The organism is Porphyromonas sp. C0041D3, assembly GCF_056590575.1.
On record NZ_JBWPWJ010000001.1, the window covers coordinates 83,476 to 104,861 of the forward strand.

Consider the following 21,386-nt stretch of genomic DNA (forward strand, 5'->3'; position numbering starts at 1 on the left):
CGACTGTAAGTGACGAGCCATCGTACTTACAGTCGCTTCCTTACTTACGTCAGATTGGGTAAGTTTGCTCTTGAGAGTGACCCTCGCACTCCCTTCGACAGTTTTTGCACATTCACCATTCCTCACCTGATCATCCGATGCACCGCTCAGGCACCCCTAAGCACCACACTCTACTGCTTATAGGCGTAGCTCTCTGTATAATTCTCAAGCCGAGTGCCTATGCACAGACCAGCCCCTCAGAGATCAAAGGGCGTGTCTACGACACCGATGAGGAGGAGTGGATGACCGCAGCGAGTGTGCGGCTCCTGAGTGCCACCGACTCCACTCTGGTGGAAGGGGTGATGACTGACAAGCAGGGACGCTTCAGACTCCATGTCTCCACGCCCGGGAGCTATCTCGTAGACATCTCTTTCATTGGCTACACGCCCTACCGCAAGGCGGTATCCATCGGAGCGAACTCTAAGATCGACCTCGGACGGATCAAGCTCTCCCCGTCTGCGACGGCACTGAGCGAGCTGAAGGTCGTGGGACAGGCGAGTCCGGTGACGATCAAGAAGGATACGGTGCAATTTAGCGCCGGTGCCTTCAAGGTTCGCCCCGGCGCTTCGGTGGAGGAGCTGCTGCGTCGTATCCCCGGGATCGAGGTGGACGCAGAGGGTAACATCACCTATAATGGGGAGGCCATCGAGCGTGTGGAGCTGGACGGCAGAGACTTCTTCTCCTCCGACCCAACCATGGCGACTAAGAATCTCCCCGCTGACCTGATCAAGAACGTACAGGTAGTCGACAAGAAGTCTGAGCAATCCAGGCTCACCGGTATGGACGACGGAGAGAAGACGAAAATACTCAACCTCAACGTGAAGGAAGGGCTGAAGAAAGGCTTCCTCGGTAGCCTGAAAGCCGGCTACGGGACAAAGGACCGATACAGAGTAGACCTGATGGGATCGGCATTTAGAGGAGACGAGCGGATCACCCTCCTCGCTAATCTCAATAACACCGACGGGGTAAGGCGCGGGAGAGGAGACCGGACGCAACGCTCAGTGGGAGCCAACTACGACAATAAAGTAAGTGATAAGCTCAACGTCACCACCGAGCTCTCATATCAAGAGGACGACAATACCCTATCCAGCCGAAGGACTCGGGAAAACCTCCTCGGAGAAGCCACTCATACCACCACCGACCGCACCACCTCCTCCCAGGATGACCTCTCACGTCGTGGCTCTATGGGTGGTCGTCTCGAGTGGACACCCTCTGAGAGGACTGCACTTTTCTTTATGCCCGATATCAGTATCGGTCGGAGCCGATCCCACACACTCTCTCAGTACAGTACAGAGGCAAGGACAGGCGAGACGATCAACTCTGGCTCCTCGGAGAGGGAGGAGAAGAGTCGCGACGACGGAGCGGGTGGCTACCTCCACTTCCGCCACACCTTTAACGACGATGGGCGAAATATCTACGTCAGAGTCTTTGGGCGACACGAGTCGGGCAACAGCGACGGGACACTCAAGAGCGTCACCACCTTCACCAAGGGCAACAGAAGCGAGACCCTAGATCAGCGGACCAGCTCCCGTAACGAGAGTAATCGGGGCGGTATCTCCGTCTCCTATATGGAGCCTCTCAGTAAGTACTGGGCACTCCAGGGCAGCTACAGCCTCGACGGCGAGTACAGGACGAGCAATCGCCTTGCCTATCAGGCCGACGCAGAGGGGGAGTACACCATACTGGACAAGCGCTACTCCAGAGGCTCCAGCAATAGGTACCTCAACCACCGGATCGGTGCGATGGCGAGGTACCAGCCGAGACCCAAGAGTAGCATCTCCCTCGGAGTCGATGCGCTGCCCACCCACACGCACACGATCACCACGAGTGGTGAGGAGGTCACCTACGACCACGAGCGAAGCATCGTCAACTATGCGCCCTCGCTCATCGTAGACCTGAGGAACGACCGAGGACTACAGTATATGCTGCACTATATAGGGCGCACCAGTCAGCCCTCTATGGAGCAACTGAGCCCCGTCACCATACAGACCTCGCCACTCTCCCAGACGACGGGTAACCCTGACCTGCTTCCCTCGTTTAGGCATATGATATTTATGCGTGGATCTATGGGAAATCGAGAGAAGCGCCAGAGCCTGCAGATATTTGGCTACATGGGGACGGTGAATAATGCGATCATCAACCGTCGCGAAATAGACCGAGAGACCGGTATCAGCCGATCCACGTACGAGAACGTGAATGGAGTCTACTCCTATAGCGCCGGCGGGTCGCTAAGCTTACCCTTATCCAAGAGCCTGACCTCCTTCACCAACGGCCGGATCGGTGGCAATAGAGGCAAGGGGTATGTCAATGGTGAGCTGAATACCTCCCTCAGCAGCACCATCAATCTCTCGGAGAGAGTCACTTGGTCGGGCGAGTATCTGCAGTCATCGCTGGGCTTCTCTGGGGGCTACAACCACCTAACCAATACGGTATCCCGCCAGAGTGATCGAGAGACACTCGACTACAGGCTCTTCTGCGAAGCCACCTGGACGCCACCCTTCGGTCTCAGCCTCTCTCATCGTCTCTCCTACAGAGATGCCAAGGGGTACCATGACGATGTGAAGCGAAACCTCTGGATATGGGACCTCAGCCTGGGATACTCCTTCCTTAAGGACCGGAGGGGGACACTGGAGCTGGAGGCATTGGATCTGCTGGGACAGAGGAGTACCTTCCGTCGCACCTCGACCGCTCAGTCCATCACCGATATACTGTACGAGGGAGTCACATCGTACGTTATGCTGACCTTTACTTATAAGTTCAATACCCTACCGACAGCAGACCCCTCTGCCGATCGCTCCTCACGGTCAAGATACCAGTCCCGGTACTACCATAGGATGTGACGAAGCGAGGGCCCTACTTTTATAGTGCCCTACAAAAGCGTTATCTTTGCAGATAAAGTGTACCAGGCAGATAGCCATGAAACACTTGTACTCTAATTAGTTAAGAACTCATCATCAGAAAAGACATGGAGAGACAATATAGTGAGCAGGAGTTGCTGCGTCGTGATAGCCTACAGAAGTTGCGTGACCTCGGGATCAACCCCTACCCCGCTGAGGAGTATGTGGTGGATGCCACCTCGCAGGACATCAAGGACCATTTCTCGGATGATGAGGAGCAGCCTCGACAGGTAAGGATAGCTGGGCGACTGATGTCTCGACGGATCATGGGCAAGGCCTCCTTTGCTGAGCTGCAGGACAGCGAGGGCAGGATACAGCTCTACATTACTCGCGATGACATAGCCCCCGAGGAGGATAAGACGCTCTATAATGTGGTCTTCAAGAAACTCCTCGACATTGGCGACATCATCGGGGTGGAGGGTTTTGTCTTCCGTACCAAGATGGGCGAGATCAGCGTCCATGTGCAGAGACTTACCCTGCTCTCCAAGTCTCTCCGACCACTCCCGGTCGTGAAGGTAAAGGATGGGGAGACCTATGATGCCTTTACCGACCCGGAGCAACGCTACCGTATGCGGTATGTGGATCTGATCGTAAATCCGCAGAATAGAGACATCTTCATCAATCGGACGAAGATGTATAGTGCCTTTAGGGACTTCTTCAATTCTCGCGGCTTCCTCGAGGTGGAGACACCCATCCTGCAGACGATCCCCGGCGGAGCGTCGGCTCGTCCTTTCGTCACCCACCACAATGCTCTGGATATCCCTCTCTACCTGAGGATAGCGGACGAGCTCTTCCTCAAGAGACTGATCGTCGGAGGGTACGATGCTGTGTACGAGTTTGGGAAAAACTTCCGCAACGAGGGGATGGATCGTACGCACAATCCCGAGTTTACCGGGATGGAGGTATATGTCGCCTACAAGGACTACAACTGGATGATGGAGATGACCGAGCAGCTGCTCGAGTACACCGCACTTCAGGTCAATGGCAAGACGACCGTGGAGCTGGATGGCAAGACCATCGACCTCAAGGCTCCCTACCGGCGACTCACCATGACCGATGCCATCAAGGAGTATGGGGACTACGACATCACCGACAAGACCGAGGATGAGCTGAGGGCCAAGTGCAAGGAGCTCGGGATCGAGGTGGACGACTCCTTCGGTAAGGGCAAGCTAATCGATGAGCTCTTTGGCGAGATCTGCGAGGAGCACCTGATCCAGCCCACCTTCATCACCGACTACCCTGTGGAGATGTCTCCGCTGACGAAGATGCACCGCACCAAGCCCGGATTGACGGAGCGCTTTGAGCTAATGATCAATGGCAGCGAGCTTGCCAATGCCTACACCGAGCTCAATGACCCGATCGACCAGCTGGAGCGCTTTGAGGATCAGCTGAGACTGTCGGAGAAGGGAGACGATGAGGCCATGTTTATCGACCAAGACTTTGTCCGAGCCTTGGAGTATGGTATGCCGCCGACGAGTGGTCTCGGGATAGGGATGGATCGCTTGGCGATGCTCCTGACTGAGCAAGATACTATCCAGGAGGTGCTGCTCTTCCCCACGATGAAGCCCATCTCTCAGCCTAAGGACGAGGCGGATGGAGCGGACTCTGATAGCGAGTGAGTATGAAGCAGACAGCCTCCAAGAGTGTGACCGACCCTAAGTCTTCCGCCACACCGGCGACCAAAATCGGACTCATCGGTAGCGGGAGCTGGGCTACGGCGTTAGCCAAGATCCTGCACGAGACGGGTCAGGAGTTCAATTGGTACTTCAGGTTCCGCAGCCAGATCCGGGCTTTCAAGAAGCAGGGGCATAACCCCAATTACCTCACCTCAGTCAGCTTTGACACCTCCAAGGTCCACTTCTACAGCGACCTCACAGAGCTGCTAGAGGAGAGCGACACCCTGCTCCTCTGCACCCCTTCTCCATACCTCAAGGGCATACTGCAGAAGGTTGATCCCGAGAAGTATAAGGGGAAGGTCTTCCTCAATGCTGTCAAGGGAATTATCCCCGACAGCTATCAGCTGGTATCAGACTTCCTGTCCAGCGAATTTGGCATACCGATGTCTCAGATCGCTGTCATCTCCGGTCCCACGCACGCTGAGGAGGTGGCGATAGATCGGACCAGCTACCTTACGATCGGCTGCGAGGACGAGGAGACGGCACTACGGCTCGCCCCGCTATTTCATGCGCCCTATGTCCATACTGTGATCAGTACCGACGTGAGGGGCATTGAGTATAGCAGCGTGCTGAAGAATATCTACGCCATCGCCTCTGGTATCACTCAGGGGATGAAGCTGGGAGACAACTTTATGGCGGTGCTTATCTGCAACGCCACCGGGGAAATCAAGCGCTTTATCCGCACCGCCACCGAGAGTCGACCGCAGGTCTACGACTCTGCCTACTTAGGGGATCTCTTGGTGACCGCCTACTCCCGCTACAGCCGTAATAGGACCTTCGGAAACTTCTTAGGCAAGGGCTACGGAGTCTATGAGGCGCAGCTAGAGATGGAGATGATCGCAGAGGGTTTTTATGGAGCAAAGTGCATCCATGAGGTGAATAAGAGATATGGCGTAGAGATACCGATTGCGGACGCGGTCTACGACATACTCTATGAGCACGTCAAGCCGGAGCAGGCATTTGAGGACCTTAAGCCACTCCTGAAGTGAGTCAAGCGCCGAGACAGGAGAAATATGTCGCATCATACCTCTGAGTCGAGGACCCCTTTTCCCCACATCTCCAAGCTGATCCCGGAGCTGTGGGACTGTCTCACGGACCGAGAGAGGGAGGTATTCATCCTACGGAGCAAGGTGTACACCTGTGAGGAGGGGGAGCGTATCTACCCGCACACGCCTAAGGAGCGGGGAGAGGAGCGGAGAGTCATCACCTTAGTAGAGGGTCAGGCGCTGACCTACTATCTATACAATGGAGAAGTGCCCATACACTTTACCGGTAAGGAGATGCTGGGTCTTGCGCGACTGCTCACCGGTATGGAGGACTGGTACTCCTGCAAGGCGCTCACGAAGTGCCTCGTCCTCGCTCTCCCCGCAGAGATCGTGGAGATGGTGGTAGACAATAATGCACGGGCCTCCAAGCTACTCCTGACACGAGCTCTCAGGACTCTGCATACTAAGGATATGCGCCTTATCGTACTCAATACACGTCGCATGCCGGGGAGGATGGCCTCGACGCTGCTCTATCTGGATCAGCTCTTCGGGAGAGAGGAGGACGGACAGACGCTCCGGGTGAGACTGACTAGGGGCGTGCTGGGTGGTCTGAGCAATATGACCACCAGCAATGCCACCAGAGTCCTGCGATCCCTAGAGGAGGATGGGATGATAGCACTACAGGGAAAGGAGATACAGATACTTAAGGAGACCGCCCTCGTAGATGTCAGTCGTCACGGATGAACGACAAAACACTGGATGGATGAAGAGAGAAGACAAAAGAATCAACATGGAGAATGCCGACATCCTCGGCACCGCTCCGATCAAGAAACTATTACATTTTTACGCCTGGCCCTCAGTCATAGGGGCTGTCGTCAATACCCTATACAATGTAGTCGACCGGATATATATTGCACAAGGGGTCAATAGCTTGGCCCTATCCGGTCTCTCGGTCACTATGCCCGTGATGGGCGTAACCCAGGCTGTAGGTACCCTCGTCGGCATGGGTGCCGCCTCGAGGATCTCCATACTGCTCGGGCAGCAGAGGAGAGAGGAGGGAGAGAAAATGCTGGGCAGTGCCTTCCTCCTATCACTCACGATCAGCAGCCTTGTGATCGTCTTGCTGATGATGTTTGCTCGGCCACTTCTGATGCAATTTGGTGCCTCGGAGGCTTCCCTGCCCTATGCCCTCGACTATCTGAATATCGTCTTGCCGGGAAATATTTTTGCCAACATCACCTACTCGTACAATGCGGTGATGAGAGCAACCGGTTATCCCAAGAAGGCGATGAAGACGATGCTCATCGGTGCGGTACTCAACTTTGTACTCGACCCCGTGTTCCTCTTCGTATTCGATATGGGTATCGCAGGGGTCGCCCTCGCCACCGTGATCAGTATGATTATCGGTATGATCTGGGTACTCCACCACTTTACTCGACCGGATACCAACGTCAAGCTTAGGGTGAGAAACTTCAAGTTCAACTGGGGCTACACCCTTGCGATCGTCTCTATCGGTGTGGCGCCCTTTGTGACCCACTTGATGGCGAGCATCGTCAATATCTATAAGAATCGACTGCTCTACGACTACGGGATGATCTCCCCGATAGACTTCTACAGCGGAGACCTGGCGGTGGCAGCCAATGGAGTGATCCAGAGCGTGGCTATGCTGACGCTGATGTTTATGTTCGGCATCTCGCAGGCGACACAGCCTATCCTTGGCTACAACTATGGGGCCGGGAACCTCGGGCGAGTGAGAGATACCTTCCGGATCGCTCGGAAGATGAATTTCCTGATCGGTGTCTTTGGAGCCTCCGTGACCCTGATATGGCCTGAGATCGTGGCTCGGGCGTTCACGTCTGACCCTCAGCTGATCGCAGTCTGCAAGGTAGGGCTACGGATCGAGCTGGCAGCTATGTGGGCTGTGGGCATCCAGGTGACGGGAGTACAGTTTTTCCAGAGTCTTGGTAAGGCTGCCCGTGCCCTCCTGCTGAGCTTCTCTCGACAGCTGATCTTCCTCGTGCCTGCACTGGCGATCCTGCCGCGTGTCATGGGTCTCACCGGCGTCTGGACCGCACTACCGGTAGCGGATGTACTGTCGATGATCTTATGCATGACGATGACCTCATCCTACTTCCGCAAGCTGGCTCACCCCTATCATCGGACTAAGCAACGTGACTGAGCATGCGGTACATTATCTTTGTCTTCGTACAGATCGCACTGGGCTATGCCCTCTGCCGCTACGTCGGACGTCGGGTCCCCGGCGATCAGTTGCTCCATAAGGTGCTAAAGTGGAGCGTCATCGCTATTCCGATCCTCTCCATAGGGCTTATCCTAACCACCTCACTCCTGAAGGGCAGAGCACCCGAGCTGGTGACAGACCTGCTCATCGCTGAGATCTACTTTGCCGCACTCTTTGCACTCCTCGACAGCGCCACGAAGTGCCACTATGGTCGCGTGACAGCCCTACTCTGCCTATCGCTGATCCTTCCGGTGATGATCGCAGGGAGAAGAATTGTACGGGAGCCAATCACCACCCGCTACCGCATCGTGCTGCCGGATAAGAAGCCCTCGGACAGCGTCCGGATAGCACTCGTGACTGACATCCACTTGGGCGAACTCTTCGGGGAGGAGCCTCTTGCAAGGATGGAGCAAATGATTGAGCAAGCTTCACCGGACTATGTCTTCATCGGGGGAGACCTGATCGATAGAAATCTATGCGATGTGGACACCATCACGGCGGCATACCACTTCGCCCGCATAAGAGAGAGGACCCTAGGGCTCTACTTCGTCCTTGGCAACCATGAGTACTATGGTGACTCGGATGAGAATGTGCGGTGGATCTCCTCGCTCGGGACACTGCTCCGCGACAGCGTCGTGAGACTCCGCCCAGACCTCTACCTCATAGGCAGAGACTACTACAAAGCCTTGGATAAGGACGTGGTGCCACTCAGTAGCTTAGCGGAACAGGTTCCTGATGGGTCGACCTCCATACTGCTGCAGCACCGGCCTCGTGAGCACTGGGAGAGGGACCCGGAGGTCAGCGGAATAGACCTCACCATCACGGGACACACCCACGCCGGGCAGATCTTCCCGATGCAGGTCTTCCAGCCACTTCTCTTTAGCCACAACTACGGCTGCCACCCCTCTGGAGACGGCACTCTCATCATCTCCTCCGGCTACGGTGCCTCCACCTCGCGTCTACGCATCGGGAGCAGGTCCGAGATCGTTGTCATCGACCTCTTCTTCAAGGGGACATAAGCCCGGCAAGGACCAAGAAGGCGAGCGAGTAACAGGTCTCGGCCCCTAACCCCTTAGATGGCCCTGCTACAGGCGCAGGACTTATGCCGAGTACAGCTTGAGGGTTGGGCAATAGAGGCAAAAATGCTAACTTTGCACGCTAACAACTGAAACCAAATCACATAAAGACATAACAATGGATATCACTCTCGCAGAGCAGAAAGATAACTTTGCCCGCATAGACGTAACTGTCGAGAAGTCGGACTACGCAGAGGACTACAAAAAGCGTCTCAATAACATCAGCGCCAACGCCTCGATGCGCGGATTCCGCAAGGGTCACGTGCCTAAGGGACTCATCCTTAAGATGTACGGTGACAGCATCCACGTCGATGCAGTAAGCGAGGCTGTTACTTCGAAGCTCATGGACTTCATCCGGGAGAAGGAGCTGAAGACTATCGGTCAGCCCATTATGCCAAAGGAGCTCAACCAGGGAGATAAGCTGCTGCAGGATGAGATGACCATCACCTTTCACCTGGCGCTGATCCCCACTCTGAGCGACGACATACTCAGCAGCGAGGACACCCTTACCTACTACCAGCCCACCGTGGACGACGAGGAGGTGACTAAGCAGATGGAGCAGCTCCAGAGGGCCAATTCCAAGTTCGTTGACGGAGACCACATTGTCCCCAATGCTTTCGTATCCGGAGCACTGGCAGAGCTTGATGGAGACTCACCCCGCGAGGGAGGTATCCAGCTCGATCGGACCACGATCTACGTGGACTTTATGACCGATGAGGAGGAGAAGGCAAAGTTTGAGAACGCCCCCAAAGACAGCATCGTAGTCTTCAATCCCTACAAAGCTTATGGGGGTCAGAAGTCTGAGCTTAAGGCGCTCTTCCACCTTGACGATATGACCGATGAGGAGGTGGAGAAGTACAAGGATAGCGAGTTCTCCTACGAGATCAAGGAGATCAGCTACTCACAGCGTGCGGAGCTCAATCAGGAGTTCTTCGATATGGTCTTTGGTCCCGACAAGGTGCACACCGAGGAGGAGGCTCGCGAGGAGCTGAAGTCCAAGATGGAGCAGAATATCAAGGCCAATGCTGACTATAAGTTCACCGAGGATCTCATCAGCCTCATCACTAAGGAGAAGACCGACAAGGTGGATCTCGCAGAAGAGACTATCAAGGAGTGGTACAAGGGCTCCGAGATGGCCAAGGATCAGTCCGACGAGGAGATCGACAGCAACTTCAAGGAGCTGATGAAGGGTCTTAAGCTTGACATAATCATCAATCACTTTACGGACAAGTACAGCCTTGAGGTCACTGAGGAGGATCTGAAGAATTTCACCCGCTCCTACGTGATCAACCAGCTGGCACAGATCGGTCTCAGCTCTCCCACGGAGGACATGATCGAGGGACAGGTACAGCGCGCTCTCAGTAATGAGAACTTCCGCTACAACACCCAGCAGAATATGCTTCGCCAGATGGTCGCCCAGAAGATCCACGAGGACAACCTGATCACTGTAGAGACCAAAGAGGTGACTGCCGACGAGCTCCAGAAGATCATCACGAAAGGCGACGAGGAGGCTGAGTCTGAGGAAAAGCCCGCTGAGGAGGAGAAGTCTGCCGAGTAAGGGCTTCGTGCGTCCGTAGAGACTCACTTATCACAGCTATGTAAAGCCTGAGACTACTTTTCCGAGTAGTTTCAGGCTTTCTTTATCCTTCCTTCCGGACAATTTCGGTATATTTCCGGTCCATCAAGCTTTCCATACCATATGACCAGATACCATTTCCATACTACCTCATACCTCGGAGTGTCACCCACCTGCGCGCTCTTAGTAATCTTGCTCTTAACCCTTATAGGATCTCCCACCCTCTATGCGAGGGACAAGGAGGGACGGTTTATCGTGGTTATTGATGCTGGGCATGGGGGACACGACAGCGGAGCAAAGGGCAAAGTCTCCTACGAGAAAAATGTCGTCCTTGCGGTATCCAAAAAGGTCGGAGCTAAGATCAATGAACTGGCACCACAGATCAAGGTCTACTACAGCCGACCAGACGATAACTTCATCGGTCTGCAGGACAGAGCTCGGTTTGCGATCAAGAAAAATGCTGACCTCTTTGTCTCTATCCATGCCAACGCAAGCAACAGCCACTCCCCCAGCGGTACAGAGACCTATGTGCTCGGACTTCACCGAACAGAGGACAACCTGAGGGTAGCGATGAAGGAGAATAGCGCTATCCTCCTGGAGGACAACTACTCAAAGAAGTATGAGGACTTCGATCCCACCTCAAGCGAGTCCTACATCATCTTTCAATTTATGGCAAATAAGCACTTAGAGAACAGCTTGAGGCTTGCCAAGCTGGTCCAGAACGGCTTCAAGTCCGCCAGTCGATACGACAGAGGGGTGCGCCAAGCGGGATTTCTGGTACTGCGTGAGGCTGCTATGCCGAGCGTCCTCATCGAGATCGGCTTCATCACAAACAGAGAGGAAGAGCGCTACATCAATTCTCGGAGTGGGCAGGCCAAGATCGCCAATGAGATCGCCAAGGCTGTCATAGAGTACGAGAGGCAGATCCGGAAGCGATCCGGCAAGCAATAGCCCCCGACCATACCAACACCAAAAAGGGAGATGCACCGATTGGGTGCATCTCCCTTTTTTATTACCAAGCGTGACCCTCAGATCACTTTGCCTCTTCGGTATCTGAGTCCGCCGCAGCCTGCTTAGTCGCAAGCATCTCCTTAAGCTCTGACTCTGTAGCTGAGGCTAAGTTGCTGGAGGATACTTTCTGATATATCTTGAGGTCAAAGAGCGAGATCACTGCCATCAAGTGCTCAAAGGTATTGGCAGCTATGGTCTCATGCATCCCCCAGTTGGAGGTCTTTGTGAAGAACCGTACGAGGAGCGGCAGTCCCATCTCTGTCATCGGCTTCTGGAAGCACATCACGTCGTAGTTGTGATCGACAGCTTCGGACTGCTCGAGGAACTTAAGCACATAATTCCGGAAGAGCCCCAGGTTGGTCACCCTGACCCGCGTCAAGTCATCCGTCAGGCTCTGCTTCTTATTCTCATCCTCCACCTCGGCAATCAGCTGATCCATTACCTGACTCAGCATACCCGACTGACGCAGACGCTTGATCAATTGATCATCCGCATAACGTATCGAGGAGATATCGATATAGATCGATCGAGCACAGAGACGGGCATTAGAGCGCTGCATATTAGACCAATTCTGCACCGGATTGCTCACTAAGTCATAGGGAGGGATTGTGTACATCGAGTTATCAAAGCCCATCACCTTGACCGTCGTAAGAGAGATCTCCATGACGTTGCCATCGACGCTCTTACCCGGCACGGTGATCCAGTCGCCCACATGGACCATATCGCTACCTGTCAGCTGTATACTGGCTACAAACCCAAGGATGGTGTCTTTAAAGATCAGCATCAGCACTGCTGAGAGTGCTGCGAGACTGCCGAATATCGTGCTCATATCGATGCGGAAGAGTAGTGATATCACCACCAAGACCGCAAGGAATATGGCCAGCACCTTAAAGGCCTGCAGGAGTGCGACCATAGGATTGTCCCTATACTGTGGCTGCCTGAGCATCCACGCCCGACCGGTGTCGATGACAGCAGTCAGTAAGCTAAAGAAGAAATAAGTCTGGCAAAGTCGAGCCACTAACAACAAGCCGACATACCACGCACCGCCATTGGGAAACGGCAGTGTAAGCAGACCGATGAAGATCGAGGTAACGATCAGGCTCACAAGCTTACTCAGGACCTTCTTACTGCGCGCATCGGCCGTTGAGCTATGGAACCACGGGATCTTACCCAGGAGACCCCTCAGACCCTTGATAAAGATCAGCCGGAGTAAGAAGTCCACAATCACCAAGAATACAACGACGATCCCCAGTACGAGCATCTCGTAGGCAAAGGATCCATGCTCGATCCCGAGGTCAAAGCCAGTGATAATCCTCAGGAGCAAGGCTCTTATATCATCCATTTATACAAAAATAGTTAGTGTGAATATCTAATGCGCTATCAATCAGAGGTACTTAATGTCGTACCGACGGGTAGACTCCTTGACCTCCCCGTCCTTGATCTCCTTGATCTCGTGCCGTACCTGTAGGGGCTGGTCAAAGCGGTCACAGAGGTAGGAGGCAAGTAAGTGGTAGTGGTAGTCCGGTCGGCGGATCACCATAGAGGAGATGAGGTTGGAGGACCTGGAGCCGAGTATGAAGCTGGAGAGGAAATTGACCGAGCTCACATCACTGAGGTAATTCAGGTCAGGGAATACCCGATTACCCACATTACTGTAGTAGGTCATCTCCTGGCGATACTCTCCCTCGTGCCCGGTGATAGAGATGATATTGCCCTCCGTGTCCCAGGTCACATCCATCTCACCATCCTGACTGATGATGCTGTCAAGCTGACCGCCATAGAGCCTCAGGTCCCAGTGCTCCTCTCGACCACTCGTCCGGCGGAAGGAGAGTGAGGTCCCCATACCAAAGGGGTCAAGATCGACCGTAGTGATCTCGGGCGTATTGCACTCCTCTAGGCAGTCGGTCTCCACGACGAGCAGCTTCCGGTCGTATACCTCAGCCTCTATGAGTGACTCATGTAGGCGGTTGCCCTCCTTATCCAGAGAGATCCGTCTTGCCCAGGAAAATTTCTCATCCTCATCCCACCCAAAAGTCAGTACCGATGAGGGATGCCGTCCCTCGTAGCAGGTGATAGAGTCAATCAGGGACGTGGGCGTCTCCACTCTACGATAGCGGCTCTTCAGGGCGTTGTATATGACTATACCGCTCACTGCCCCCACAGACATCGCCGCCAAGTCTCTCAGGACATCACGAGCAGCTGCATTGATAGAAGTTTGACTCATACTATATAAGGATATTAATTATTGAATGGTTTGCTAACTTGATCGAGACACACAAATCTACCATTTTATCCCCAAAGAAAGACCACCTCCGGGAGAGAAAGGATAGAAAAAGCAAGGAATGCACCCAGCCCAAAAAAGTGAGTGATACACTCATCTCAAAAAAAGCGGTATATTTGCACGTTATATACTCAGAGAATAATGATCCGGAAACATTATCCAGCCTGCTTCCTCCTAAGCACACTCATTCTACTGATCGCCTCCTCGTGCGGTGAGTATATGCGCGTGCAGCAAAGCACCGACGTCACAGAGCGCTACTCGTACGCCAAGAAGTACTACAATACTGAGAAGTACAAGCAAGCCGCAGAGCTGCTTGAGACTGTAGTACCCTATCTCCGTGGCACCGGGGAGGGTGAGGAAGCCCTCTACCTCCTAGCTAAGAGCTACTATGCTAACAAGAACTATCGGGAGGCGGCAGACGTCTTTGAGAAATACTACACCACCTACCCCAATGGCGAGTACACCGAGCTGGCCCGCTTCTACAGTGGCTATGGTCTGGCTAAGCAGATGCCCGACCCGCGTCTCGACCAGGAGCCTACCTACCGCGCGATCAAGGAGCTGCAGCTCTTCCTCGACTACTACCCCCAGAGTGAGAAGGCAGAGGAGGCTACCCAGCTGCTCTTTGACCTCCAGGAGAACCTTGCACTCAAGGAGCTGCTGAATGTCGAGCTGTACTACAACCTCGGTAATTACATCTTCAATAACTACGAGTCGGCCATCATCACAGGGCGCAATGCTCTGAAGGACTACCCGTACAGCAAATATAGGGAGGACATACACTTCTACGTACTCTCCTCACTCTACGAGATTGCGAGGTATAGCATCGAGTCCAAAAAGCAGGAGCGGGTACGCTCCCTCAGAGATGAGTACTTCGCCTTCGTCAACGAATTCCCCGAGGGGAAGCATCGCAAGGAAGCGGACAAATACTACGACTTTGCCTATCGTCTCATCGATGGCAATAACGAGTAAGCACACATATACAATACACATCACGACTACTTGATCCAAGAAGCACAAATGGACAATAAGAGCAAAAATGCACCCCAGACCCTCGTGACACGCGACATCAATGCGTTTGTCGAGCCTACGGGGAATATCTATGACTCCATCCTGATCATGGCAAAGCGGGCCAATCAGATCGCTGCCGACATGAAGCAGGAATTCGATGACAAGGTCAAGGAATTCTCGACCTATACCACCGATGATGGTGAGGACGTCGAGGAGATCAACAACGAGCAGGCTGAGCTCTCGAAGTACTTCGAGAAGCAGCCCAAGCCTCTCCTGATGGCGATCAAGGAGTTTGAGGAAGGAGAGCTTACCTGGCATCTGCCATTAGACAAGATGGACGATGACCTGATGGACAACATCATGGACGACTGACGCCACGGGATGATACAACGGAAACAATCACTCTGGCTCCTCCTCGCAGCACTCCTTATGCTGGTGCCGCTCTACTTCCCCTACGTGGTGATCACATTCTCGTACTCCCTCTTTGAGGGAGACACCACAGGCTTTACGCAGCTGGGTGCAGGGGATGAGCTTTTCACCTTTGAGTGGCCACTGATGATACTCAATATTATCATCATCCTCGTCAGCCTCGTCACGATATTCCTCTACAAGAAGAGGACCCTCCAGATGCGCCTCACGGTATTCAATATCCTATTGACAGTAGGAGTGCTGATCCTGGCGGGTGTTACCACCTACAGCTTTATTTCATCACTGGGTGAGGGCTATATGGGCTGGCGGCTCAATTGGCTGGTAGCCATCCTCCCACTGCTGGCTATTGTGCTGGACGTACTGGCGTACCGCGCCATAGCGATCGACGAGATGACCGTCCGGTCTATGTATAGGCTGAGAGACAGGAAGTAACTCACCAATCTTATATTAAGAAACAAGAGAGAGATGGGCTTATCAGCCCATCTCTCTCTTGTTTTTTTCCCAGGGCGCTCAGACGAGGGGTCGGGGTCTGCTGATTTACATCGCTCCTGATGGACCTCATCTTTTACCGATAAAAGATTTCTCTAATACCGATAAAAGATTTCTCTAATACCGGTATTAGGATTCACTAATACCGATATTAGTCCGAGGGGACAAAAAAGCGTATCTTTGCGTGACAAAAATGCAGAGGTACCCAGTCGTACTTCGCTCAGCGTCCGCTCTGAGGGAAGAGGGGACGCTGAGGAATGAGCAGATATGAGCATGACGAAAAAGAATTATAAGACTTACGATCAGCTAAGCCTCTCGAGTATTGGTCGGGAGGTACTGGAGTTGTGGAAGAGAGAAGATCCCTTCGAGGCCTCACTCAAGTGGCGCGAGGGGGCACCGAGATTTATCTTCTACGAGGGTCCACCCTCTGCTAATGGTATGCCTGGGATCCACCACGTCATGGCTCGCACGATCAAGGATATTATCTGCCGCTACAAGACTATGGAGGGCTTCCTCGTCGACCGCAAAGCAGGGTGGGACACCCACGGGCTGCCGGTAGAGATCGGCGTGGAGAAGAAGCTCGGCATCACCAAGGCCGACATCGGCACCAAGATCTCTGTTGATGAGTACAATGAAGCGTGTCGTAAGGAGGTGATGAAATATACCGCCGAGTGGCGCAAGCTCACCTCGGAGATGGGTTACTGGGTGGACCTGGATCACCCCTATATCACCTACGACAATCGCTACATAGAGACCCTGTGGTATCTCTTAAAGCAGCTCTTCGAGAAGGATCTGCTCTACAAGGGATACACCATACAGCCCTACTCTCCCGCCGCTGGCACCGGACTTAGCTCCCACGAGCTGAGTCAGCCGGGTGCCTATAGGGACGTAAAGGACACCTCATGCACAGCGCTGATGGAGATCATCAATCCCGCTGAGGAGCTGCAGGGACACGGGACCGCCTACTTCGCTGCCTGGACCACCACACCATGGACACTTCCCTCCAATATGGCTCTCGCTGTCGGTAGCGGGATCGACTATGTGGCGGTGCAGACATTCAATCCCTACTCCCTCGAGCCGATCACCGTCGTGATGGCGAAGCCACGCCTCTCCGCCTACCTCAGTCCTGAGGGCGAGGAGCTGCCGATGGAGGCCCCCGAGAAGGGGAGCAAGGTGATGCCCTACCGCATCGTTGCCCGATACAAGGGGGCCGACCTCATAGGACTGAGATACAAGCAGCTCTTCACCTGGGTAATGCCCGATGAGAGCGCTCTGAGGGTGGTGGCTGCTGACTTTGTCACCACGGAGGATGGTACCGGCATCGTCCATATAGCGCCCACCTTCGGTGCGGATGATAATGCGCTCGGCAAGAAGGAGCAGATCCCCGGCATGATGCTCATTGACAAGGGGGGCAAGGAGGTGCCAATGGTCGATCCCGAGGGGAAGTTTTACGCCCTCGAGGATCTGGACCCACACTTTGTGGAGGAGCGGGTGGACGTCACTCAGTACGGAGTCTACGCCGGTCGCTATGTCAAGAACGCCTACATCGACAAGCCGTCCGATACTGACTCACTTGATATTGACCTCTGTATGGCGCTCAAGGAGAGAGGGCAGGTATACAGGATCGAGAAATTTACCCACAGCTACCCCCACTGCTGGAGGACCGACAAGCCGATCCTCTACTACCCGCTGGACAGCTGGTTTATCCGCACCACGGCAGTCAAGGAGCGACTGATCGAGCTCAATAAGACGATCACCTGGAAGCCGGAGTCTACCGGCACGGGACGCTTCGGGCAGTGGCTGGAGAACCTCCAGGACTGGAATCTATCCCGCTCACGCTACTGGGGCACTCCACTGCCAATCTGGCACAATGAGGACTACAGCGAGCTGAAGTGCATCGGCTCCATCGAGGAGCTCTCCCGCGAGATCGACCTCTCAGTAGAGAGGGGGCTAATGAAGAGCAATCCCCTTGCCGATCGAGGCTTCGTCGTGGGCGAGTATACGGATGAGAATTACGAGCGGATCGATCTCCACCGACCCTATGTGGACGACCTGATCCTCTGCGATAGCAAGGGACGGCCGATGGTCAGGGAGACCGACCTCATCGATGTGTGGTTTGACTCCGGGGCAATGCCCTACGCACAGCTGCACTACCCCTTTGAGCACCGAGAGATGGTGGATGAGAGGAGCTACTTCCCGGCCGACTTCATTGCCGAGGGAGTGGATCAGACTCGAGGGTGGTTCTTTACCCTCCATGCCCTTGCGACGATGCTCTTTGACAGCGTCGCCTACAAGCACGTGATCTCAAATGGTCTCGTCTTGGATAAGAATGGGAATAAGATGTCGAAGCGCCTCGGCAATAGCGTAGACCCCTTCATGATCATGGAGCAGAAGGGGGCAGACGCTCTGAGGTGGTATATGATCACCAATTCCTCACCGTGGGACAACCTGAAGTTTGACCCCTCAGGCGTGGACGAGGTGACGCGCAAGCTCTTCGGCACACTGCACAACACCTACTCCTTCTTCGCACTCTACGCGAATATCGACAACTTCGACCCGGCGACAGCTCGCGAGATCCCTCTTGAGGAGCGGCCTGAGCTAGACCGATGGATCCTCTCACGGCTTCACTCGCTGATCACTGAGGTGAAGTCCGATCTCGAGGACTACGAGCCGACAAAGGCCGGTCGCGAGATTGCAGCCATGGTGACAGACCAGCTGAGTAACTGGTATGTCCGCCTTGCCCGCAAGCGTTTCTGGGGCGGTGGCATGACCGATGACAAGCTCTCCGCCTACGAGACCCTCTACGAGTGCCTCGTCACGGTGGCTAAGCTGATGGCGCCCTTTGCTCCATTCTACGCTGATCGTCTATACCGAGACCTCACTCAGGACGAGACGCAGTCAGTCCACCTTACAGACTATCCCAAGGCTGATCCCACAGTGATCAATGCCTCACTTGAGGAGGCTATGGACTATGCTCAGCGGATCTCCGGTATGGTACTCTCACTCCGTCGTAAGATGGATACGAAAGTGCGTCAGCCACTGCAGAAGGTGGTGGTACTCACCTCCGATCCTCAGATGATCGAGTCGGTGAAGCACGTGGAGGAGCTGATCCTCTCCGAGGTGAATGTGAAGGAGCTGGTCTTTGACTCCGGATCATCCGACCTTGTGGTGAAGAGAGTGAAGCCCAATTTCCGTCTCCTGGGACCGATCTTTGGCAAGGATATGAAGAGAGCGGCTGCATACCTCACGGGTATGACGCGAGAGGAGATCGAGGCCTTTGAGACAGCCGGGAAGACCGAGTACGAGGGCAAGGAGATCACACTCGACAGCGTAGAGGTGATCTCTGAGGACGTGCCGGGCTGGCTGGTGCTCAATGAGGGCTCCATCACCATCGCTCTCGATGAGGAGATCACCGAGGAGCTACGCATCGAGGGCCTCGCCCGCGAGATGGTCAATAGGATCCAAAATCTCCGCAAGAGCTCCGGCTTTGACGTGGAGGACAAGATCGACATTCGTCTCGAGAAGACCCCGACGTCGGAGCAGATCCTCGCGGCTCATAAGGACTACATCTCCACTCAGGTACAGGCTCGATCTATCGAGTCCGTCGAGGGACTCAGCTCCGGGGAGCTTCTCGACCTGGACGAGGAGGTCATCCTGCATGCAGAACTAACTATAGTAAATAAGTAAAAGAGATAACCATGGCTACTGTAAGATACTCTGATGAGGAGCTGGAGGAGTTTCGCCAGATCATCAATGAGAAGCTCGAGAAGGCTCGTAAGGACTACGACTCACTCATCGAGTCGATGAACGGAAGCGAGAATAGCGACATCAACGACACCTCGCCCTCGTACAAGAATCTCTCCGAGTCGGCAACTCTCGCCTCTCGTCAGGAGACCGCCTCTCTCGCAGCGCGGCAGAAGAAATTTATCCAAAATCTGGAGGCTGCCCTAATCCGCATCGAGAATAAGACCTACGGCGTCTGTCGCATCACCGGTAAGCTCATCCCCAAGGAGCGGCTCCGTGCTGTCCCCCACGCTACACTTAGCGTCGAGGCAAAGAACGCCGGATACAAGTAATCACAGGTAAGTCTATCGTCTACAGTGAGCGTCAACGACATATCCTCCGCAGCGGATCGACCTGTCACGGACCCAAGAGAGATGCCTGCAGATCGTCCCCACCATCGACTTACAGTCGCTGTGGGACTGGCACTCCTACTCTTGGTCATCGACCAAGCTATCAAGATATGGGTCAAGACCCATATGCAGCTGGGCGAGAGCATCGTGGTGGCAGACTGGTTTCAGATCTACTTCACGGAGAACCCCGGGATGGCATTCGGCTGGGAGCTTTTCGACAAGCTCTTCCTGACCCTCTTCCGCATAGTCGCCAGCGTGCTGCTGGGGTGGCTGGTGGTCTACGTATCGAGGAGGCGGTATGGTCGCGGTGTGCTGACCTGTCTGGTGGCTATCTTTGCCGGTGCAGTGGGTAATATCATCGACTCTATTTTTTACGGAAAGATATTTACCCACAGCTATGGGCAGGTAGCGACGATTTTCCCCACCGCACCGGAGACAGGCTATGGAGACTGGTTTCAGGGAAAGGTGGTGGATATGTTTTACTTCCCCATCATCCGCAGTCAGTGGCCCGACTGGGTGCCCGGCTGGGGAGGAGAGGAGCTGATCTTCTTCCGCCCGATATTCAACTTTGCCGACGCCTGCATCTCGGTTGGTGTGATCGCGCTTCTGCTATTCTATAGCGGCTCTTTTGCTCACCTGATGGGTCATATCGGTAGTAAGAAACCTAAGGACAGAGCACCGGAGGACTCCGTCATACGTGATGAGGAAGCATCGTAGTCTCTGCAGCCTGATCCTGCTCTCCATAGCACTGATAGTGCTCCTCTCGCAGTGTCGCCGCCGACCGGACTCGATCCTGACAAGAGACGAGATGAAGGCGGTCACCAAGGACATGGTCTTGGCCCAGTCTTACATCGACAGCAAGTATGGGATGCCGGACTCGGTCCGCGAGGCATACTATAGGAGTGTGCTGGAGAAGCACGGGATCTCGCAGGCAAAGTACGATACCTCTCTCGTCTGGTATGGAGAAAATCTCCCGATGCTCACGAAGATTTACAATCAGATCATCGAGGAGCTTCAGCAGGAAGCTGTAGTCTTAGACACCCTCTACCAAGACTCCATTCGCCGCGCAGGGCTCACCTACAAGTCTCCGGTATCGCTCTGGAGCGAGCCCTCGAGAGTCTGTCTCTCGGAGGGAGACAGAGCCTACCGCTTCATGATGTGTGAGCTCAGAAGTGGTACCGTGGCGGGAGGGGACACGCTTGACTTTGGCTTCAATATACTACCCGGGCTGCTCAGCTCCGGGGAGAGGATCGTGATCTCTTTTGTCACCCTCTCCCGAGACAGCAGCAACGTCTACTCCACACAGACCACACTGGATGGCAAGGGCGACAGACGAATAGCACTCGAGTATGTCACGCCACAAGACACCACAAGCGAGCAGAGCCAGTGGCACCGACTCTTCATCTCCTACTATCGTGACAGGGACTGCCTAAGGAAGATCCCGCTGGTCCTCGATAGTATTTACCTCTCTAAGCGTGAGCCTCCGGTGGAGGAGCTACCGACAGAGGAGGAGACCGAAGAGTAAAATTGACTAACTTTGTAACCA

General features: G+C 54.3%; 17 protein-coding genes. 15 read left to right on the forward strand and 2 right to left on the reverse strand.

All coding sequences use genetic code 11. The features are described 5' to 3' along the window. Positions 1-137 precede the first annotated feature (137 nt). The 8 genes from AC1EKE_RS00320 to AC1EKE_RS00355 all read left to right on the forward strand — a co-directional run bounded on the left by AC1EKE_RS00320 (position 138) and on the right by AC1EKE_RS00355 (position 11,440). A complete protein-coding gene (locus AC1EKE_RS00320; RefSeq protein ID WP_480307434.1) occupies positions 138-2,879 on the forward strand; it encodes an outer membrane beta-barrel protein in 2,742 nt (913 codons plus the stop codon). A 125-nt stretch (positions 2,880-3,004) separates the two neighbouring features. Continuing rightward, complete coding sequence (gene lysS, locus AC1EKE_RS00325; protein WP_480307436.1) at positions 3,005-4,555, forward strand: lysine--tRNA ligase; 1,551 nt, start codon at positions 3,005-3,007, stop codon at positions 4,553-4,555. A gap of 2 nt (positions 4,556-4,557) precedes the next feature. Continuing rightward, positions 4,558-5,601, forward strand: a complete 1,044-nt coding sequence (locus tag AC1EKE_RS00330; protein ID WP_480307438.1) for an NAD(P)H-dependent glycerol-3-phosphate dehydrogenase — start codon at positions 4,558-4,560, stop codon at positions 5,599-5,601. Positions 5,602-5,625: 24 nt separating this feature from the next. Further along, entirely contained in the window at positions 5,626-6,342 is a 717-nt protein-coding gene (locus AC1EKE_RS00335; RefSeq protein ID WP_480307440.1) for a Crp/Fnr family transcriptional regulator, read from the forward strand. A gap of 19 nt (positions 6,343-6,361) precedes the next feature. Then, positions 6,362-7,777: an MATE family efflux transporter gene (locus tag AC1EKE_RS00340; protein WP_480307442.1), complete on the forward strand. Its 1,416-nt coding sequence runs from the start codon at positions 6,362-6,364 to the stop codon at positions 7,775-7,777. A gap of 2 nt (positions 7,778-7,779) precedes the next feature. Further along, positions 7,780-8,856 (forward strand): metallophosphoesterase, encoded by a 1,077-nt coding sequence (locus AC1EKE_RS00345; protein ID WP_480307444.1) that lies wholly within the window; start codon positions 7,780-7,782, stop codon positions 8,854-8,856. A gap of 175 nt (positions 8,857-9,031) precedes the next feature. Next, complete coding sequence (locus tag AC1EKE_RS00350; protein WP_480307446.1) at positions 9,032-10,471, forward strand: trigger factor; 1,440 nt, start codon at positions 9,032-9,034, stop codon at positions 10,469-10,471. A 141-nt stretch (positions 10,472-10,612) separates the two neighbouring features. After that, positions 10,613-11,440: an N-acetylmuramoyl-L-alanine amidase family protein gene (locus AC1EKE_RS00355; RefSeq protein ID WP_480307448.1), complete on the forward strand. Its 828-nt coding sequence runs from the start codon at positions 10,613-10,615 to the stop codon at positions 11,438-11,440. Positions 11,441-11,522: 82 nt separating this feature from the next. Here AC1EKE_RS00355 and AC1EKE_RS00360 read toward each other — a convergent pair whose 3' ends face one another. Both AC1EKE_RS00360 and AC1EKE_RS00365 read right to left on the reverse strand, forming a co-directional pair. Next, complete coding sequence (locus tag AC1EKE_RS00360; protein ID WP_480307450.1) at positions 11,523-12,842, reverse strand: mechanosensitive ion channel family protein; 1,320 nt, start codon at positions 12,840-12,842, stop codon at positions 11,523-11,525. 42 nt (positions 12,843-12,884) lie between these two features. After that, positions 12,885-13,724, reverse strand: coding sequence for a hypothetical protein (locus tag AC1EKE_RS00365; RefSeq protein ID WP_480307452.1), 840 nt, complete (start codon positions 13,722-13,724; stop codon positions 12,885-12,887). Positions 13,725-13,922: 198 nt separating this feature from the next. On the opposite strand from AC1EKE_RS00365, the gene AC1EKE_RS00370 reads away from it, so the two are divergent. The 7 genes from AC1EKE_RS00370 to AC1EKE_RS00400 all read left to right on the forward strand — a co-directional run bounded on the left by AC1EKE_RS00370 (position 13,923) and on the right by AC1EKE_RS00400 (position 21,365). After that, complete coding sequence (locus tag AC1EKE_RS00370) at positions 13,923-14,750, forward strand: outer membrane protein assembly factor BamD (protein WP_480307454.1); 828 nt, start codon at positions 13,923-13,925, stop codon at positions 14,748-14,750. Between the two features lie 48 nt (positions 14,751-14,798). Next, complete coding sequence (locus AC1EKE_RS00375; protein ID WP_296165313.1) at positions 14,799-15,161, forward strand: DNA-directed RNA polymerase subunit omega; 363 nt, start codon at positions 14,799-14,801, stop codon at positions 15,159-15,161. A gap of 9 nt (positions 15,162-15,170) precedes the next feature. Continuing rightward, positions 15,171-15,650, forward strand: coding sequence for a DUF4293 domain-containing protein (locus tag AC1EKE_RS00380; RefSeq protein ID WP_480307456.1), 480 nt, complete (start codon positions 15,171-15,173; stop codon positions 15,648-15,650). Positions 15,651-15,974: 324 nt separating this feature from the next. Further along, positions 15,975-19,394, forward strand: a complete 3,420-nt coding sequence (ileS, locus tag AC1EKE_RS00385) for an isoleucine--tRNA ligase (RefSeq protein WP_480307458.1) — start codon at positions 15,975-15,977, stop codon at positions 19,392-19,394. 11 nt (positions 19,395-19,405) lie between these two features. Next, positions 19,406-19,783, forward strand: coding sequence for a TraR/DksA family transcriptional regulator (locus AC1EKE_RS00390; protein ID WP_297126895.1), 378 nt, complete (start codon positions 19,406-19,408; stop codon positions 19,781-19,783). A gap of 81 nt (positions 19,784-19,864) precedes the next feature. Next, complete coding sequence (locus tag AC1EKE_RS00395) at positions 19,865-20,557, forward strand: lipoprotein signal peptidase (RefSeq protein ID WP_296163504.1); 693 nt, start codon at positions 19,865-19,867, stop codon at positions 20,555-20,557. Next, positions 20,541-21,365, forward strand: coding sequence for a DUF4296 domain-containing protein (locus AC1EKE_RS00400; RefSeq protein WP_296163507.1), 825 nt, complete (start codon positions 20,541-20,543; stop codon positions 21,363-21,365). The genes AC1EKE_RS00395 and AC1EKE_RS00400 overlap by 17 nt, the downstream gene beginning before the upstream one ends. Positions 21,366-21,386: the final 21 nt, after the last annotated feature.

Bases quoted from the DNA above. Each gene is read 5' to 3' on its own strand.
- AC1EKE_RS00320 (WP_480307434.1), top strand. From the start codon at position 138: ATGCACCGCTCAGGCACCCCTAAGCACCACACTCTACTGCTTATAGGC.
- lysS (WP_480307436.1), top strand. From the start codon at position 3,005: ATGGAGAGACAATATAGTGAGCAGGAGTTGCTGCGTCGTGATAGCCTA.
- AC1EKE_RS00330 (WP_480307438.1), top strand. From the start codon at position 4,558: ATGAAGCAGACAGCCTCCAAGAGTGTGACCGACCCTAAGTCTTCCGCC.
- AC1EKE_RS00335 (WP_480307440.1), top strand. From the start codon at position 5,626: ATGTCGCATCATACCTCTGAGTCGAGGACCCCTTTTCCCCACATCTCC.
- AC1EKE_RS00340 (WP_480307442.1), top strand. From the start codon at position 6,362: ATGAAGAGAGAAGACAAAAGAATCAACATGGAGAATGCCGACATCCTC.
- AC1EKE_RS00345 (WP_480307444.1), top strand. From the start codon at position 7,780: ATGCGGTACATTATCTTTGTCTTCGTACAGATCGCACTGGGCTATGCC.
- AC1EKE_RS00350 (WP_480307446.1), top strand. From the start codon at position 9,032: ATGGATATCACTCTCGCAGAGCAGAAAGATAACTTTGCCCGCATAGAC.
- AC1EKE_RS00355 (WP_480307448.1), top strand. From the start codon at position 10,613: ATGACCAGATACCATTTCCATACTACCTCATACCTCGGAGTGTCACCC.
- AC1EKE_RS00360 (WP_480307450.1), bottom strand. From the start codon at position 12,842: ATGGATGATATAAGAGCCTTGCTCCTGAGGATTATCACTGGCTTTGAC.
- AC1EKE_RS00365 (WP_480307452.1), bottom strand. From the start codon at position 13,724: ATGAGTCAAACTTCTATCAATGCAGCTGCTCGTGATGTCCTGAGAGAC.
- AC1EKE_RS00370 (WP_480307454.1), top strand. From the start codon at position 13,923: ATGATCCGGAAACATTATCCAGCCTGCTTCCTCCTAAGCACACTCATT.
- AC1EKE_RS00375 (WP_296165313.1), top strand. From the start codon at position 14,799: ATGGACAATAAGAGCAAAAATGCACCCCAGACCCTCGTGACACGCGAC.
- AC1EKE_RS00380 (WP_480307456.1), top strand. From the start codon at position 15,171: ATGATACAACGGAAACAATCACTCTGGCTCCTCCTCGCAGCACTCCTT.
- ileS (WP_480307458.1), top strand. From the start codon at position 15,975: ATGAGCATGACGAAAAAGAATTATAAGACTTACGATCAGCTAAGCCTC.
- AC1EKE_RS00390 (WP_297126895.1), top strand. From the start codon at position 19,406: ATGGCTACTGTAAGATACTCTGATGAGGAGCTGGAGGAGTTTCGCCAG.
- AC1EKE_RS00395 (WP_296163504.1), top strand. From the start codon at position 19,865: ATGCCTGCAGATCGTCCCCACCATCGACTTACAGTCGCTGTGGGACTG.
- AC1EKE_RS00400 (WP_296163507.1), top strand. From the start codon at position 20,541: ATGAGGAAGCATCGTAGTCTCTGCAGCCTGATCCTGCTCTCCATAGCA.